Source organism: Serratia sp. CY83965, assembly GCF_052166375.1.
In the GTDB taxonomy this organism is placed as follows: Bacteria; Pseudomonadota; Gammaproteobacteria; order Enterobacterales; family Enterobacteriaceae; genus Serratia; species Serratia marcescens.
This window is the reverse complement of sequence record NZ_JBJNOV010000010.1, coordinates 1-15,128: the sequence shown is the minus strand read 5'-3', so window position 1 is coordinate 15,128 and position 15,128 is coordinate 1. Positions and strand designations below refer to the sequence as shown.

The window sequence follows — 15,128 nt, the reverse complement described above, 5'->3', positions numbered from 1 at the left end:
AGTTTCGCCAGACTTATAGTGGCTGTATTAAATAAGAAACTGAGTTTCATATATGAAACAATCAGATAGAGGATAAAAGCAATGAGCTGGAAGAATGTGTGCGAAGTGTCTCAGGTGAAAGAAGATTTTCCTTTCTCCGGCAAAGTGGAAGGAAAAGAGATCGGGGTGTACCTGCTCGACGGTAACTACTACGCGCTGGAAGACGTCTGCCCGCATGCTTATGCCTTGCTCAGCCAGGGGTTTGTAGACGACGGCAAGGTTGAGTGCCCGCTGCACGAAGCGCTGTTTGACGTGCGCACCGGCCAGTGCCTGCGCGAGCCGGGCGGCCGAGATCTGCAAACCTATCCCACCCGGGTGGTCGACAACCAAATCCAGATCACCTTTATCGCGGAGGAGTAATCATGCAGCACATCACCGATTTCAATCCCTGGCTGCCGGACACCCAACAAGTGACGCCAGCCCGCGAAGGCGGCAACGGTCAAATCCATCAGCCGGGCCAGTTCCGCAATGTCATCTGGCAAAACCGCGCCCGGGTGCCGGACGGTTTCGAAACCGCCCTGGTGGCGGCGCTGGAAACGATCTTCGATCAGGGGGGGGAAGAGCTGGAGCAGATCGTTAGCGCGTTGAATCAGCGTCGTCTGTTCGATCGCAGCGGCCAGCCTTGGAATGAGGCGACGTTCCGCGAATTCCTTCACGTTAACGGTTTCTGAGCGACACCCGGGAGAAGACAATGACAGCAAACACAACATCCTCCGAACAGAGCTTGCAGGACTATCTTGACCAGGGGCTGCGCGGCATGTGGTATCCGGTGCTGGCCAGCTGGGAAGTGGGCAATAACCCGGTCGGCATCACCCGCCTGGAGCAGCAAATCGTGGTGTGGCGCGACGGCGAAGGCCAGATCCACGCGCTGGAAGACCGTTGCCCGCACCGTGGCGCGCGGCTTTCCATGGGGTGGAACCTCGGCGATCGCATCGCCTGTTGGTATCACGGGGTGGAAGTCGGCGGCGACGGGATGGTGAAAGACGTGCCGGCGGTGGATCGCTGCCCGCTGGTGGGGCAAAAATGCCTGCGATCTTACCCGGCCAAAGAAGCCTATGGCGCGGTGTTCCTCTATTTCGGCGTGACGGCGGATGAAGCGCCGGCGGAGCTGACTTTCCCGCAAGAGCTGGCGGACGAAGCGTCGTACAGTAATTTTCTGTGCACCGCCAGCTGGAACTGCAACTACCAGTACGCCCTGGAAAACGTGATGGATCCGATGCACGGCACTTACCTGCACTCTTCTTCACACTCGATGGCGGAAGGGGATCGCAAGGCGGACATGGCGCTGGAGCCGACCGACAGCGGCTTCATCTTCAAGAAAAACGGCCAGATCGGCGTCAACTTCGACTGGGTGGAATTCGGCAACAGCGGCGCGTATTGGATGCGCCTGTCGATCCCGTACAAGAAGCGTTTCGGGCCGGGCGGTCACTTCTGGATCATTGGCATGGTGGTGCCGGAAGACAAGGATCACTGCCGGGTATTCTTCTGGCGCATTCGTAAGGTCAAAGACTGGCAGCGCGACATGTGGCGCTTCATGTACCGCAATCGCCTGGAATCGTTGCATTGGGACGTGCTCGAGCAGGATCGCATCGTGCTTGAGAACATGGCGCCTAACGCCCGCGGCCGCGAATATCTGTACCAGCACGACGTCGGTCTTTCTCGCCTGCGCCGCCTGATGCAGAAAGAGGCGCAAAAACAGCTGGCGACGCTGCGCGAGCGGGAGGCGGCGCAGTGAACGGCCTGCTGAACGATAAACGCATCGTGGTCACCGGCGCGGCGCGCGGCCTGGGCTACAGCTTCGCCGCCGCCATCGCGGCTGCCGGCGCGCAGGTGGTGATGTGCGACATTTTGGCGGATGAGCTGGCGGCGAGCGGCGCCGCGCTGCGCGAGCAGGGCGCTCAGGTGGAAACGCAAATCATCGATCTGGCCTCACCGGATTCGATCCGTTCGGCGTTCGAGAAGATCGCCACAGGCGGCGGGATCGACGGGCTGGTGAACAACGCGGCGCTGGCGACCGGCGTCGGCGGTAAAACCATGATGGAATACGACATCGATCTGTGGGATCGGGTAATGCAGGTCAACGTGCGCGGCACCTGGCTGGTGAGCCAGGCGGCGGTGCCGCTGCTGGCGCGCAACCCGCACGCCAAGATCGTCAACGTGGCGTCGGACACCGCGCTGTGGGGCGCGCCGCGCCTGATGGCCTATGTTGCCAGTAAAGGCGCGCTGATCGCGATGACCCGATCGATGGCGCGTGAACTGGGGCCGCAGGGGATCTGCGTCAACGCCATCGCGCCGGGCCTGACGCGGGTGGAAGCCACCGAGTATGTCCCCGCCGAACGCCACCAGCTGTACGAGCAGGGGCGCGCGCTGGCCGGGGCGCAGCACCCGGACGATGTGAACGGTACGGTGCTTTATCTGCTGTCGCCGCTGGCGAATTTCGTCACCGGTCAACTGCTGCCGGTCAACGGCGGCTTCGTATTCAACTGACGGCCCGCAGGGCAGGCGCACAGCGCAGGAGCGAGAGATGGCGGACGAGCAAGCATGTAAGTATCTGATCCCGGGGCTGGATCGCGGGTTGCAGTTGCTGCTGGCGTTTGGCGAGCAGCATAAGGAGATGACCTTCGCCGAGTTGCATCGCCTGGTCGATATGCCGAAGGCCACCGCTTATCGCGTGGTGCAGACGCTCGAACACCTGGGCTTTCTGGAGCGCAATCCGCGCACCAACACCTTTGCGCTCGGCATCAAGGTGCTGCGCCTCGGCTTCGAATATATCGCGTCGCTGGACGTCGCGCAGGCCGGCCAGCCGGTGATCGAGCAGCTGCGCGATCGCAGCCAGTGCAGCAGCCATCTGGCGATCCGCGACGGGCGTGATGTGATCTATATCGCCCGCGTCAGCGCTGCCGGTTCGCAGATCAATCAGGTCAGCGTCGGCACCCGCTTGCCGGTGCACCAAACCTCGCTCGGCCGCATGTTGTTGACCAGCGCGACTCGCAGTGAGTTCGAACAACTTTATCCAGACGCGCAACTGCCGGGCAATGCGCCGGGCACCCCGGCGGATCGCGAAACGCTGTGGCAGATGGTGCAGCAAGACAAGGCGCGCGGCTATGTGATCGGCGAATCGTTCTTCCGCCACGGCATCTCCTCGATCGTCTATCCGATCTTCAACCGCGAGCAGCGGGTCGAGGCGGTGGTCAGCATCATGGTGCCGTCCGATGAGATCCCGAAAGCGGATCGCGAGCGGCTGCGCATGGAAGTGCGCGACGCGGCGGAGAAAATTTCCGGCTTCCTCGGCGCGCCGCCGCAGGCCAACGTCGGCTAACCGACAGGACCGACTCTTTTACTCAGGCAGGGATAAGGCCCGCAGCAAACACGGGCCGGGGTTCAGTCATGCCTGAAAACCGTATGCAGCGAGAATGTGAGGCTGAACAATGAGCGTAATCGGAATCGAAAAACTGGAATTTGGCGTCGAAGATCTGCCAACCTGCGAAAAATTCATGCAAGATTTCGGCCTGCAGCCCGCCACGCAACATTGGGGCGAAGCGCAGCGCGAATTCACTACCCTGAGCGGGGCGCGGGTTGTCCTGCACCCGTTGCAAAGCGCGGCGCTGCCTGCGGCGTTTGAAGGCGGTTCCACCCTGCGCCGCATGACCTGGGGCGTGGCCTCGCCCGCCGAACTGGCGCGCCTGCAGCCGCGTTTGGCGTTGATGCCCGGCTTCCGTCAGGTGGGAGAAGAGTTGGAATGCCGCGATCCCAACGGCATGACGCTGCGCTTCGTCGTCAGCCGCCAGCAGGCGGTCGAGGTGCCGGTCACGCCGATCAACCAGTGGGGCGACGTGCGCCGCATCGATCAACCCAGCCCGGTCTATTCGCAGGCGCAGCCGATCAACATCGGCCACGTGGTGTTCTTCGTCGACGATCTGGCGGCGACCGAGCGTTTCTACCGCGAGCTGTTGGATTTCCAGGTTTCCGATCGCTATATCGATCGCGCCGTCTTCCTGCGCACCCAGGCGCGCGGCGGCCATCATAACCTGTTCCTGCTGAAGTTGCCGAACCGCCCACGCGGCCTGAATCACGTGGCGTTCACCGTGCGCGATATCCACGAAGTGATCGGCGGCGGCATCGCCATGAACAAAGAGCAGTGGAGCACCTTTATCGGCCCCGGCCGTCACCCGATCTCCTCGGCCTATTTCTGGTACGTCAACAGCCCGACCGGCGGCGCGTTCGAGTACTACACCAACGACGATTATCTGACGGAAAACTGGCAGCCGCGCGAGCTGGAGCATTCGCTGGTCTCCTTCACCGAATGGGCGGTAGAGGGCGGCATCGATCACGACACGCGCCGCCAGCATAAAAAAGCGGAGGCGTTATGAACCGGGCTGAACAGGCGGGCATCGTCATCGTCGGTGGCGGCCAGGCCGGCGGCTGGGCGGCCAAGACGCTGCGCGACCGCGGTTACAGCGGCCGGCTGACGGTTGTCAGCGACGAACCCTACGATTTTTACGAGCGGCCGCCGCTGTCGAAAGCGGCGTTGCTGGATGCCGCGGCTTCCCTCAGCCGGCTGTTCAGCGAACAGACGGTGGCGGAGCTGAATATCGACTGGCGCCGCCCGCTGCGCGCCGAGTCCATCGACGCCGAACAGCAAATCGTTACGCTCAGCGATGGGCAACGGCTGCAGTTCGAGCAGTTGCTGATCGCCACCGGCGGGCGGCCGCGTGTGCCGGGCGCCGCCTGGGCGCAGCACCCGCGCGTGATGACGCTGCGTTCCTGGGACGATGCGGCCCGGTTGCGGCAGGGGCTGCAGGGCTGTCGTCGCCTGGCGATCGTCGGCGGCGGTTGGATCGGGCTGGAGATCGCCGCTTCCGCGCGGCGTCTCGGCGCCGAGGTGACGGTGTTTGAACGCCAGCCTGCGCTGTGCATGCGCAGCGTCGGCGCCGATGTCTCGCAGGCGTTGCTCGAACTGCATCGCCGGCAGGGCGTCACGGTGCTGTGCGGCTGCGGTGAGATCTCGCTGGAAGATCGCGACGGCGCCGCCTGGATCGGCAGCGAAGTCAGCGATCCGCAGGCCTTCGATCTGGTGGTGGTGGGGATCGGCGTCGAGCTGAATCTCGAACTGGCGCGCAGCGCCGGGCTGGCGATCGAGTCCGGCATTGTGGTCGACGGCCAGGGGCGCACCAGCCATCCGGCGATCTTCGCCGCCGGCGACGTGGCGCGTCACCCGACGCTTGGCCTGTGCCTGCAGTCCTGGGCCTACGCGCAAAATCAGGCCATCAGCACCGCCTGCGCGATGCTCGACGCCTTCGCCGCCCCGTATGACGACGTGGCCTGGCTGTGGTCGGATCAATATGACGTCAATATCCAGATCCTCGGCGTGCCGAGCGGCGGCGTGCACCATGTGGTGCGCCGCACGCCGCAGTCGCAGGTGTTCTTCACGCTGAACGCCGATCGGCAGCTGGTGCAGATGGTGGCGTTCAACGACGCGCGCACCATCAAACTCGGCAAGCGTTGGCTGGCGAGCGGCCGGGTGCTGGATCCGCAGCAACTGGCGGATGCGGAGTTTTCTTTGATGGCGTTGAAATAACGCCCGAACCTCGGGAGCGTTTTATGACTACGCAAGACATTGACGCCCGCGCTGGACGGGCGGGGGAAACCGTTGCCGAAAATCCGCAGCAGCGGGTGCGCTGGTCGGTGCCGATCGCGCTGTTCGCCTGCGTGCTGCTGGCGTTTTTCGACAAGATCAGCATCGCGGCGCTGTTTTCCGACGCCGAGTTTCAGCAGGCGTTGGGCATTGGTTTTGACCCGGCGCGGCTGGGCTTGCTGATGAGCGCGTTTCTGTTCTCCTACGGCATTTCCTCCATGCTGCTCAGCGGCATCGGCGATCGGCTTAATCCGGTCAAGGTATTGATTGGCATGATGGTGGTGTGGGGCGTGCTGATGGTGTTGATGGGGCTGGTGCGTTCCTATCACGCCATGATGACGCTGCGCATCCTGCTCGGCATCGCCGAAGGGCCGTTGCTGCCGATGGCCTACGCCATTATTCGTCAGGCTTTCCCGCCGCAGCTGCAGGCGCGCGCCACCATGCTGTGGTTGCTCGGCACGCCGTTGGGGGCCGCGCTCGGCTTCCCGGTCACCCTGTACATCCTCAATACCTTCGACTGGCAGGCCACCTTCTTCTTTATGGCGTTTCTGACGTTGCCGGTGATGTTGCTGGTGCTGTTCGGCATGCGCCACCTGAACGTCTCGCGTCCGGCGGCGGCGGCCAAACCGGCGGTGTCCGAACGCAAACAGCACCGCCGCGAGCTGCTGCGCAGTCCGCACTTTTGGATGATCTGCCTGTTCAACATCGCCTTTCTGACCTACCTGTGGGGCATGAACGGCTGGTTGCCGAGCTATCTGATCAAGGGCAAAGGCATTCATCTGGAGCATGCCGGTTACCTCTCTTCGCTGCCGTTCATCGCCATGCTGCTCGGCGAAGTGCTGGGCGCCTGGCTGTCGGACAAGCTGGATCGCCGCGCGCTGGCCTGCTTCCTGTCGCTGTGCGGCGCCGGCCTCGGTCTGGCGGTGGTGTTGCACCTGCAGGGCACCTACAGCGTGATCGCCGCCATGGCCTTCAGCACCTTTATGTGGGGCGCCGGCGCGCCGAATATTTTCGCGCTGTTGGCGAAGGCCACCAGCAGCAAGGTGAGCGCCACCGCCGGCGGCATCTTCAACGGGTTGGGCAATTTTGCCGGCGCGCTGGCGCCGGTGCTGATGGGGGCGCTGATCGCCGCCACCGGCAATATGGATAACGGCCTGCTGTTCCTGGTGGTGATGGCGTTCGTCGGCTGCCTCATTCTGCTGCCGTTGCTGAGAAAGTACTGAATTAACAATTACTAAGCCCAATGGATTTCATGCTGTGGCTAGGCGGCAAGTTCGTGAGTCTCCAGGAGCTTACTGTGGTAAGTGACTGGTGCGAACGAATGCAGCCAACAACGCGACAGCGTGAAAGACGAAGGGGATAACCATTTGATTCAACAGAGGAGTGACAACATGTCTCAGGTTGAGAACAAAGCCGGCGTCAAGCCGCAGGATCTGTCGATGGAAAACTGGGTGGAGTCGCGCATTGCCCGTTTCGAAGGCCGCAAATATGACTGGAACGCGCTGAAATTCCAGGCCGATTTTGACCCGAAATACCGCCGCGCGCAGATGCGCTACATCGGCACTGGCGCCACCGGCGTGGCCAGCGACGCCAACACCATTCCGGCGGGCAACTTCACCTTCTCCACCATGGTGCTGCCGTCGAAGTGCGAGGGCCCGCTGCACCTGCACGACGACGTGGAAGAAGTGTTCTTCATGCTGAAAGGCAGCATCACGCTGATGATTCAGGATGGGGAAGAGTATTACGAAACCAGGCTGAAAGAGCGCGATCTGATCTCGGTGCCGGCGGGGGTGTATCGCGGCCTGTTCAACCACGGCGAGGAAGAGGCGCTGATGTGCGTGATGCTCGGCACCGCCAAGCCGGAGATCCCGACCTATCCGGCGGATCACCCGCTGTCCAAAGTGAAGCGCAACTGATGAACGGCCTGGCGCAACGCCAACGGGCGCGCTGCGGGGCGTACACCCTGAGCTGGCGCGAGGCCGGGCAGGGGCGGCCGGTGGTGTTGCTGCACGGCATCAGCTCCGGATCCGCCTCGTGGATCAAACAGTTCAACGATAACGGCCTGACGGACGGCCACCGTCTGTTGGCGTGGGACGCGCCGGGCTACGGCGGCAGCCTGCCGTTGGCGGATCCGCAGGCCGATGCCGCCGGTTATGCGGCGGCGTTGGCGGCGCTGATTGATGAGCTGCAGCTGGTGCAGCCGCTGATCGTCGGCCATTCGCTGGGGGCGCTGATCGGTAGCGCCTATGCTGCCGGCTATCCGGATGGGCTGTGCGGGCTGGTGTTGGCGGATCCGGCGCAGGGCTATGCCACGGCGCCGGAGGAAAAACGCCGGCAGGTGTACGGCCAGCGCCAGCAGATGATAGAGACGCTGGGGCCGGTGGGCTACGGCGAGCAGCGGGCGGCGGCCTTGCTGCGTGAAGGGGCGGATCCGCAGGATATCGCCTGGGTGCGCAACGGCATGCAGCAGCTCGATCCCGACGGTTTTCTGAGTGCCGCCTGGATGTTGGCCAACGATGATATCGGTCGCTATCTGGCGCGCTATCGCGGCCCGCTGGAGGTGTGGTGCGGTGAACAGGATCGCATTACGCCACCGGAGAAGGCGGCCGAGCTGGCGCGCGAGCAGGACGCGACGCTGCGTCTGATCGCCACCGCCGGTCATGCCAGCTACCTCGATGCGCCGGCGTGTTTCAACCGCTATCTGCGGGACTTTACGGGAGCAATCCAACGATGAATTTTCAGCTTGAGGATCGGGTGGCGGTGGTGACCGGCGGCTCGTCGGGCATCGGTTTTGAAACCCTGAAGCTGCTGCTGGCCGAAGGGGCGAAAGTGGCGTTCTGCGGCCGCGATCAGGACAAACTGGCCGGCGCAGCAGCCAGCCTGCGCGCGGACTTCCCGCAGGCGGATATCCTGGCGCTGCGCTGCGACGTGCTGGACGCGCAGCAGGTGGCGCAGTTCGCCGCTCAGGTGACGGCGCATTTCGGCGGCGTGGATCTGCTGATCAACAACGCCGGTCAGGGCTTCGTCGCCCATTTTGACCAGACGCCGCGCGAGGCCTGGCTGCATGAGGCCGAGCTGAAGCTGTTCGGCGTGATCAACCCGGTGCAGGCGTTCTTACCGGCGCTGGAACGATCGGCGATCGCGTCTATCACCTGCGTGAACTCGCTGCTGGCGCTGCAGCCGGAAGAGCACATGATCGCCACCTCGGCGGCGCGTGCCGCGCTGCTCAACATGACGCTGACGCTGTCGAAAGAGCTGGTGGGCAAAGGCATTCGGGTTAACTCGATCTTGCTGGGGATGGTGGAGTCGGGCCAGTGGCGCCGCCGTTTCGACGAGCGCAGCGATAAAGATCAAAGTTGGGAGCAGTGGACGGCGGCCATCGCCGAACGGCGCGGCATCCCGATGAAACGCCTGGGCAAGCCGCAGGAGCCGGCGCAGGCGCTGTTGTTCCTCGCTTCGCCGCTGGCTTCCTTTACCACCGGCGCGGCGCTGGACGTTTCCGGCGGCTTTAACCGCCATGTGTAGCAGGGGCCGAGAAAGATGAAGAAGATCATGATGATTGGCTACGGCGCGATGGCGAAGGAAGTGATCGCCCGTCTGCCGGAAGGCGTGGAGGTTGGCTGGATCCTGGCGCGCGCAGCTCATCATGCGGCGATCGCCGAGGCTTTTGACGGGCGGGTGCAGGCGCTGACCCATCCGGAGCAGTGTTCGCAGCGGCCGGATCTGGTGCTGGAGTGCGCCAGCCAGCAGGCAGTGGCGGAGTTTGGCGAGGCGGTGCTGCAGCGCGGTTGGCCGCTGGCGGTGGTCTCGACCGGCGCGCTGGCGGACGCCGCATTGCAACAGCGGCTGCAGCAGGTTTGCCGCCGCCATCACGGGCAGCTGATCGTGCTGTCCGGCGCGGTGGCGGGGATGGACGGGCTGGCGTCGGCGCGTGAAGGCGGGTTGGAGAGCGTGACCTATCAGGCCAGCAAGAGCCCGGCCAGCTGGCGCGGCAGCCCGGCGGAGCAACTGATCGACCTCGATGCGGTGCGCGAGGCGCAGGTATTTTTTGAAGGCTCGGCGCGCGAAGCGGCGCGTTTGTTCCCGGCCAACGCCAACGTGGCGGCCACTATTGCGCTCAACGGTCTGGGGATGGACGCCACCCGGGTGCGCCTGCAGGTCGATCCCGCCACCCGGCGCAATACCCATCGCCTGCAGGTGTGCGGCGACTTTGGCGAGTTTCACATTGAGCTGAGCGGCAACCCGCTGGCGAGCAATCCCAAAACATCAACCCTGGCGGCGCTGAGCGCGGTACAAGCCTGCCGCCGTCTGGTGGACGGCGGTTTTATTGCCTGAACGGCAGGAGCGGAGCATGGAACGATTGAATATTTTTGTCGCCGGGCGCTGGCGTGAAGGGCGCGGCGAAGAGATGGCTTCGGTATTCCCGGCCGACGGCAGCGTCAACGCGCGGCTGCGCGCCGCTAACGTCGAGGATGTCAACGAGGCGGTAGAGGCGGCGGAAAAGGCCTGGCGCGCGCCGGAATGGCGCGGGCTGGTGCCGCACCAACGCGCCTCAATTCTCTACCGCGTGAGCAACCTGATCCTGGCGCAGCAGGAACAGCTGGCCGAGTTGCAGACGCGCGACAACGGCAAACCGCTGGCGGAAACCCGCGGCCTGGTGGCCAGCGCGGCGGCGACCGCGCGCTACTTCGCCGCCGCCTGCGAGGTGTTGGAAGGCGAGCTGCCGACCCCGCGCAGCGCCGAAGTGATGACGCTCAGTCAGTATCAACCGATGGGGGTGATCGCCGCCATTACGCCGTGGAACTCACCGATCGCCAGCGAAATGCAGAAGGTGGCGCCGGCGCTGGCGGCGGGCAACGCCGTGGTGCTCAAACCGGCCGAAGCCACGCCGCTGATGGCGCTGAAGCTGGCCGAGCTGTTCGAACAGGCGGGGCTCCCTGCCGGGCTGCTCAGCGTGCTGCCGGGCAAAGGTTCGGTGATCGGCGAGGCGTTGGCGCGCCATCCGTTGGTGAAAAAGATCGCCTTTACCGGCGGGACCGGCACCGGGCGCCATTTGGCGCACATCGCCGCCGACAAGCTGATCCCCACCTCGCTGGAGCTGGGCGGTAAATCGCCGACCATCGTGCTGGAGGACGCCGATCTGGAACAGGCGGCGCGCGGCATCTGCTACGGCATTTTCAGCTCCGCCGGCCAGGCGTGCATCGCCGGTTCACGGCTGTTCGTGCATCGTTCGCTGTATCAGCCGCTGCTGGCGCGCTTGACCGAACTGACGGCGGGGTTGCGCATCGGCAACCCGCTGGTGCCGGGCGTGCATCTCGGCCCGCTGATCAGCGCCAAGCATCGGCAAAGCGTGGCGGACTACGTGGCGTTGGCGCGGCAGGAGGGCGGCCGGGTGAGCATAGGCGGCGAAGCGCCGGCCGATCCGCAACTGGCGAGCGGCAGCTATTACCTGCCGACCATTATCGAAGGTTTGAACAACGATGCCCGCGTGTGCCAGGAGGAGATCTTCGGCCCGGTGCTGGTGGCGCTGCCGTTCGACGACGAGCAACAGCTGATCGAACAGGCCAACGACTCGGTGTACGGCCTGGCGGCCGGCATCTGGAGTCGCGATTTCCCGCGGGCGATGGCGCTGGCGGAGCGGCTGGAAACCGGCACCGTCTGGATCAACACCTACAAAACGTTCTCGATTTCCACGCCGTTCGGCGGTTTCAAGGAAAGCGGACTGGGCCGCGAAAAGGGCCTGAACGGCATCAAGGCCTACATGCAGCAGAAAAGCGTGTATCTGGCGCTGAGCCATCAGGTGAACCGCTGGAGCGACTAGGCCGACACCTCTACGCATAACCCTAATAACGATTACCCTAAGAAGGCAGATGATGAGCGATAAAATCACGGTTGGCGAGGCGATAGCCCGGACTCTGGAACAGTACGCGGTGTCGGCGATGTACGGCATCATTTCGATTCATAATCTGCCGATCGCCGATGCGGTGGGGCAGCGCGATAAAATTCGCTTCGTGCCGGCGCGCGGCGAAGCGGGCGCGGTGACCATGGCCGACGCGCACGGGCGTTTCTCCGGCCTGGGCGTGGCGTGGACCAGCACCGGCGCCGGCACCGGCAACGCGGGGGGGGCGATGATTGAGGCGCTCAACGCCAACACGCCGCTGTTGCATATCACCGGCCAGGTGGAAAAAGCCTATCTGGACGCCGACGCCGGTTTTATTCATGAAACCCGCGATCAGCTCGGCTTCCTGCGCGCCTGCTCCAAGCGCGCTTACCGGGTCAATTCGCCGGAGCAGGCGGTGGCGGTGATCCAGCGAGCGATCCTGGATGCGCAAACCGTGCCCTGCGGCCCGGTGGCGGTCGAGATACCGATCGATATTCAAAGCAGCCTGGTGTCCCGCTCGGTGCTGGCCGAACCGTTGGCGCCGGCGCCGCTGCCGAAGGCGGACGCCGCAGCGGTGGAGCGGCTGCATCAGCGGCTGAAACAGGCCAAGCGCCCGCTGTTATGGTTGGGCGGCGGTGCGCTGGCCTGCGGCGACGCGGTGCGCAAGCTGGCGGACGCCGGCGTGGCGGTGATCTCCAGCACCCACGGGCGCGGCATTCTGCCGGACAGCCATCCGCGCAGCCTGCGGGCGTTCCACAACTCGCCGAGCATTGAAGCGATCCTGACGCAGTGCGACCTGACGCTGGTGGCCGGTTCGCGCCTGCGCAGTAATGAAACCCGCACCTGGACGCTGCCGCTGCCGCGCCCGTTGGTGCAAATTGACATCGATCCGGCGGCGGCCAACCGCAACTACCTGGCCGATGAACAAATCAATGGCGACTGTGCGGCGCTGCTGACGGCGCTGGCGGCGCGGTTGACCCCTGGCGAGAAGGTGAACGCCGAGTGGGATGCCGAGATCGCGGGAGCGGTGCAGCAGGCTGAGAGCGCGCTGCGCCAGCAGTCCGGCGAATACGCCAAACTCAATGACGCCATCGACGCCGCGCTGCCGCAGGACGGGCTGTTGGTGCGCGATATCACCGTTTCCGGCAGCGTCTGGGGCAGCCGGCTGTTTCGGGCGATTTCGCCGCTGTGCAACATACACTCGCTGGCTGGCGCCATTGGAATGGGGCTGCCGATGGCGATCGGCACCGCAATCGCCAACCCGCAGCGCAAGGTGGTGGGGCTGGTGGGCGATGGCGGTCTGGCGCTGGGCCTGGGGGAACTGGCGACCATGGCGCAGGAACAGGTGAACATCACCCTGCTGATCATGAACGACGGCGGTTATGGCGTGATGCGTGGCATTCAGGACAAGTATTTCGCCGGGCGCCAGTATTACAACGAGCTGCATACGCCGGCCTTTACCCAGATCGCCGAAGCGATGGGGTTGAAAGCCTGGAAGGTGGACGCGGCGTCGCAGTTCAACGGCGTGCTGGCCGAGGCGATCAATTACCCGGGGCCGTCGGTGGTCGAGGTGGACATGAAGCGGGTCGGGCCGCTGACCTTCGCCGGGCCGCCGCAGAAAACCCTGTATTGATACGATAAAAAACGCCCGGCGGTTGCCGGGCGTTCTCGTTGTTACTTCTCTGCCGCGATGCGATCGCGAATGTGCTGTGCGCGCGCTTGGGAAGATGGGTGATCGTCGAACATGCTGCTCTGACGGCCGGCTTCCATTTGGGCCAGTTTTTCGAAGCTGGTGGCCAGGCCGTTCGGATCGATGCCGCGTTTTTTCAGCAGATCGAACGAGTAATCATCCGCTTCGCTTTCCTGCTTCTGCGAGAACTGGGCGCTGACCAGCTTCTCGCCGATATCCGCCAGCTGCGACTGCGACAGCGAGCCGATGACGCCGCCGGCGGAGGACGCCGCGGTGCGCAGCGCCACGGTGCCGTAAGCCACCTGCATCGCTTTACGGGTGTGGCCCAGCGCCACGTGGCCCATTTCGTGGCCCAGCACGCCTTCCACTTCGTTGTCGTTCATCATGTCCATCAGGCCGCTGTAGACGCGGATACAGCCGTTGGCCATCGCCCAGGCGTTGACGTCTTTGGTCACGTAGACCTTGTAGTTGGCCGGGGTGCCGTTGATGTTGTCGCCCAGCGCCGCGGCGATTTTGTTGAGACGCTTGGCGTAGGTGCTGCCGGCCGGCGCGATTTGTGCCTTGCTGTCCATCTCGGCGCAGGATTTATCACTCAGGGCCTTAACGTCGTCGTTGCTCAGGGTCGCCGCCTGGAACGCCTGCGCGCCGGACTGCATCAAGGTTTCGGTATTCAGGTTTTGACAGCCGGTTGCCAAGGTGGCAATGCCCAACGCAATCAAAGAGGTACGAATTTTCATAACGCCATCTTCCTGTGAAGGTAACAAGGTAAAAGAGTCATTTTGCTTTGAGGAAATCTTGTCGCAAGAGCCTAGTGTACGCCAGCTAAGGCGAGAATAGTGTTATTCCGAAAAAGCGTCCAATCGTGCTAATAAGTGGTGAACTCGCTCTCATTTGGCATTAGGGATTGCCGTTGTGATGTGGAGTCTGAGAAAATAGGGAACTTGACTGCTTTTTTTATCCGACCTGGAGTAAAACATGTCCTCTCGTAAAGAGCTTGCCAACGCTATCCGCGCACTCAGCATGGACGCCGTACAAAAAGCAAATTCCGGCCACCCGGGGGCCCCTATGGGCATGGCGGACATCGCCGAAGTCCTGTGGCGTGACTACCTCAACCACAACCCGACTAACCCGCACTGGGCTGACCGCGACCGTTTCGTGCTCTCCAACGGCCACGGCTCCATGTTGATTTACAGCCTCCTGCACCTCACCGGCTATGACCTGCCGATGCGCGAGCTGGAAAACTTCCGTCAGCTGCACTCCAAAACCCCAGGCCACCCGGAGTACGGCTACACCCCGGGCGTTGAAACCACCACCGGCCCGCTGGGCCAGGGCATCGCCAACGCCGTCGGCTTCGCCATCGCCGAACGCACCCTGGCGGCGCAGTTCAACCGCCCCGGCCACGACATCGTCGACCACCACACCTACGCCTTCATGGGCGACGGCTGCATGATGGAAGGCATCTCGCACGAAGTCTGCTCCCTGGCCGGCACCCTCAAGCTCGGCAAGCTGACCGCCTTCTACGATGACAACGGCATCTCCATCGACGGCCACGTCGACGGCTGGTTCACCGACGACACCGCCCTGCGTTTCGAAGCCTACGGCTGGCACGTGGTGCGCAACGTCGACGGCCACAACCCGGACGCCATCAAGGCCGCGATTGAAGAAGCCCGCAAGGTGACCGACAAGCCGTCGCTGCTGATGTGCAAGACCGTTATCGGCTTCGGTTCGCCGAACAAGGCCGGCACCCATGACGTGCACGGCGCTGCGCTGGGCGCCGCCGAAGTGGCCGCCACCCGCGAAGCGCTGGGCTGGAAATACGCCGCCTTTGAAATCCCGCAGGACATCTACGCTCAGTGGGACGCCAAAGAAGCCGGTCAGGCCAA

Annotated in this window: 15 protein-coding genes and 1 pseudogene; 15 read left to right on the top strand and 1 reads right to left on the bottom strand. The window is 63.8% G+C overall.

Features of this window, described 5'->3' with window-relative positions; all coding sequences use genetic code 11:
- Nucleotides 1-81: 81 nt before the first annotated feature.
- The 14 genes from ACJ8PL_RS17955 (at nucleotide 82) to ACJ8PL_RS17890 (ending at nucleotide 13,188) form a co-directional block, all read left to right on the top strand.
- The gene (locus ACJ8PL_RS17955) at nucleotides 82-399 is read left to right on the top strand and encodes a non-heme iron oxygenase ferredoxin subunit (RefSeq protein WP_004937614.1); all 318 of its coding nucleotides are present in this window, start codon (nucleotides 82-84) and stop codon (nucleotides 397-399) included.
- Between the two features lie 2 nt (nucleotides 400-401).
- Nucleotides 402-710 (top strand): recombinase-like helix-turn-helix domain-containing protein, encoded by a 309-nt coding sequence (locus ACJ8PL_RS17950; RefSeq protein ID WP_016930050.1) that lies wholly within the window; start codon nucleotides 402-404, stop codon nucleotides 708-710.
- Nucleotides 711-730: 20 nt separating this feature from the next.
- The gene (locus tag ACJ8PL_RS17945) at nucleotides 731-1,774 is read left to right on the top strand and encodes an aromatic ring-hydroxylating oxygenase subunit alpha (RefSeq protein WP_116403783.1); all 1,044 of its coding nucleotides are present in this window, start codon (nucleotides 731-733) and stop codon (nucleotides 1,772-1,774) included.
- The gene (locus ACJ8PL_RS17940; RefSeq protein WP_079450232.1) at nucleotides 1,771-2,526 is read left to right on the top strand and encodes an SDR family oxidoreductase; all 756 of its coding nucleotides are present in this window, start codon (nucleotides 1,771-1,773) and stop codon (nucleotides 2,524-2,526) included. Before ACJ8PL_RS17945 ends, ACJ8PL_RS17940 begins: the two co-directional genes overlap by 4 nt.
- Before the next feature lie 37 nt (nucleotides 2,527-2,563).
- Nucleotides 2,564-3,358, top strand: coding sequence for an IclR family transcriptional regulator (locus ACJ8PL_RS17935; RefSeq protein ID WP_004937625.1), 795 nt, complete (start codon nucleotides 2,564-2,566; stop codon nucleotides 3,356-3,358).
- Nucleotides 3,359-3,467: 109 nt separating this feature from the next.
- A complete protein-coding gene (locus tag ACJ8PL_RS17930; RefSeq protein WP_016930047.1) occupies nucleotides 3,468-4,409 on the top strand; it encodes a VOC family protein in 942 nt (313 codons plus the stop codon).
- Complete coding sequence (locus ACJ8PL_RS17925) at nucleotides 4,406-5,617, top strand: NAD(P)/FAD-dependent oxidoreductase (protein ID WP_049299793.1); 1,212 nt, start codon at nucleotides 4,406-4,408, stop codon at nucleotides 5,615-5,617. Before ACJ8PL_RS17930 ends, ACJ8PL_RS17925 begins: the two co-directional genes overlap by 4 nt.
- A 23-nt stretch (nucleotides 5,618-5,640) precedes the next feature.
- Nucleotides 5,641-6,897 (top strand): MFS transporter, encoded by a 1,257-nt coding sequence (locus ACJ8PL_RS17920; RefSeq protein ID WP_016930045.1) that lies wholly within the window; start codon nucleotides 5,641-5,643, stop codon nucleotides 6,895-6,897.
- 168 nt (nucleotides 6,898-7,065) lie between these two features.
- Nucleotides 7,066-7,590 (top strand): cupin domain-containing protein, encoded by a 525-nt coding sequence (locus ACJ8PL_RS17915; protein WP_004937634.1) that lies wholly within the window; start codon nucleotides 7,066-7,068, stop codon nucleotides 7,588-7,590.
- On the top strand, nucleotides 7,590-8,408 hold the full coding sequence (locus ACJ8PL_RS17910; RefSeq protein ID WP_079451822.1) for an alpha/beta fold hydrolase: 819 nt from the start codon (nucleotides 7,590-7,592) through the stop codon (nucleotides 8,406-8,408). Before ACJ8PL_RS17915 ends, ACJ8PL_RS17910 begins: the two co-directional genes overlap by 1 nt.
- Nucleotides 8,405-9,199: an SDR family oxidoreductase gene (locus ACJ8PL_RS17905; protein WP_049299792.1), complete on the top strand. Its 795-nt coding sequence runs from the start codon at nucleotides 8,405-8,407 to the stop codon at nucleotides 9,197-9,199. The genes ACJ8PL_RS17910 and ACJ8PL_RS17905 overlap by 4 nt, the downstream gene beginning before the upstream one ends.
- 15 nt (nucleotides 9,200-9,214) lie before the next feature.
- Complete coding sequence (locus tag ACJ8PL_RS17900) at nucleotides 9,215-10,009, top strand: aspartate dehydrogenase (RefSeq protein WP_033639423.1); 795 nt, start codon at nucleotides 9,215-9,217, stop codon at nucleotides 10,007-10,009.
- Between the two features lie 16 nt (nucleotides 10,010-10,025).
- On the top strand, nucleotides 10,026-11,495 hold the full coding sequence (locus ACJ8PL_RS17895) for an aldehyde dehydrogenase (RefSeq protein WP_016930041.1): 1,470 nt from the start codon (nucleotides 10,026-10,028) through the stop codon (nucleotides 11,493-11,495).
- Between the two features lie 52 nt (nucleotides 11,496-11,547).
- A complete protein-coding gene (locus tag ACJ8PL_RS17890) occupies nucleotides 11,548-13,188 on the top strand; it encodes a thiamine pyrophosphate-binding protein (RefSeq protein WP_442531314.1) in 1,641 nt (546 codons plus the stop codon).
- Nucleotides 13,189-13,229: 41 nt separating this feature from the next.
- Here the strand turns inward: ACJ8PL_RS17890 and ACJ8PL_RS17885 are convergent, their stop codons facing one another.
- Nucleotides 13,230-13,982 (bottom strand): M48 family metallopeptidase, encoded by a 753-nt coding sequence (locus ACJ8PL_RS17885; RefSeq protein WP_016930039.1) that lies wholly within the window; start codon nucleotides 13,980-13,982, stop codon nucleotides 13,230-13,232.
- 238 nt (nucleotides 13,983-14,220) lie between these two features.
- On the opposite strand from ACJ8PL_RS17885, the pseudogene ACJ8PL_RS17880 reads away from it, so the two are divergent.
- Nucleotides 14,221-15,128 (top strand): annotated as a pseudogene (locus ACJ8PL_RS17880) (transketolase); the annotation flags it as partial.

What these genes read in the sequence shown, in the direction of transcription:
- ACJ8PL_RS17945 (WP_116403783.1), top strand. Translation starts at nt 731, where the DNA reads ATGACAGCAAACACAACATCCTCCGAACAGAGCTTGCAGGACTATCTT.
- ACJ8PL_RS17950 (WP_016930050.1), top strand. Translation starts at nt 402, where the DNA reads ATGCAGCACATCACCGATTTCAATCCCTGGCTGCCGGACACCCAACAA.
- ACJ8PL_RS17925 (WP_049299793.1), top strand. Translation starts at nt 4,406, where the DNA reads ATGAACCGGGCTGAACAGGCGGGCATCGTCATCGTCGGTGGCGGCCAG.
- ACJ8PL_RS17890 (WP_442531314.1), top strand. Translation starts at nt 11,548, where the DNA reads ATGAGCGATAAAATCACGGTTGGCGAGGCGATAGCCCGGACTCTGGAA.
- ACJ8PL_RS17905 (WP_049299792.1), top strand. Translation starts at nt 8,405, where the DNA reads ATGAATTTTCAGCTTGAGGATCGGGTGGCGGTGGTGACCGGCGGCTCG.
- ACJ8PL_RS17885 (WP_016930039.1), bottom strand. Translation starts at nt 13,982, where the DNA reads ATGAAAATTCGTACCTCTTTGATTGCGTTGGGCATTGCCACCTTGGCA.
- ACJ8PL_RS17910 (WP_079451822.1), top strand. Translation starts at nt 7,590, where the DNA reads ATGAACGGCCTGGCGCAACGCCAACGGGCGCGCTGCGGGGCGTACACC.
- ACJ8PL_RS17915 (WP_004937634.1), top strand. Translation starts at nt 7,066, where the DNA reads ATGTCTCAGGTTGAGAACAAAGCCGGCGTCAAGCCGCAGGATCTGTCG.
- ACJ8PL_RS17935 (WP_004937625.1), top strand. Translation starts at nt 2,564, where the DNA reads ATGGCGGACGAGCAAGCATGTAAGTATCTGATCCCGGGGCTGGATCGC.
- ACJ8PL_RS17900 (WP_033639423.1), top strand. Translation starts at nt 9,215, where the DNA reads ATGAAGAAGATCATGATGATTGGCTACGGCGCGATGGCGAAGGAAGTG.
- ACJ8PL_RS17930 (WP_016930047.1), top strand. Translation starts at nt 3,468, where the DNA reads ATGAGCGTAATCGGAATCGAAAAACTGGAATTTGGCGTCGAAGATCTG.
- ACJ8PL_RS17955 (WP_004937614.1), top strand. Translation starts at nt 82, where the DNA reads ATGAGCTGGAAGAATGTGTGCGAAGTGTCTCAGGTGAAAGAAGATTTT.
- ACJ8PL_RS17895 (WP_016930041.1), top strand. Translation starts at nt 10,026, where the DNA reads ATGGAACGATTGAATATTTTTGTCGCCGGGCGCTGGCGTGAAGGGCGC.
- ACJ8PL_RS17920 (WP_016930045.1), top strand. Translation starts at nt 5,641, where the DNA reads ATGACTACGCAAGACATTGACGCCCGCGCTGGACGGGCGGGGGAAACC.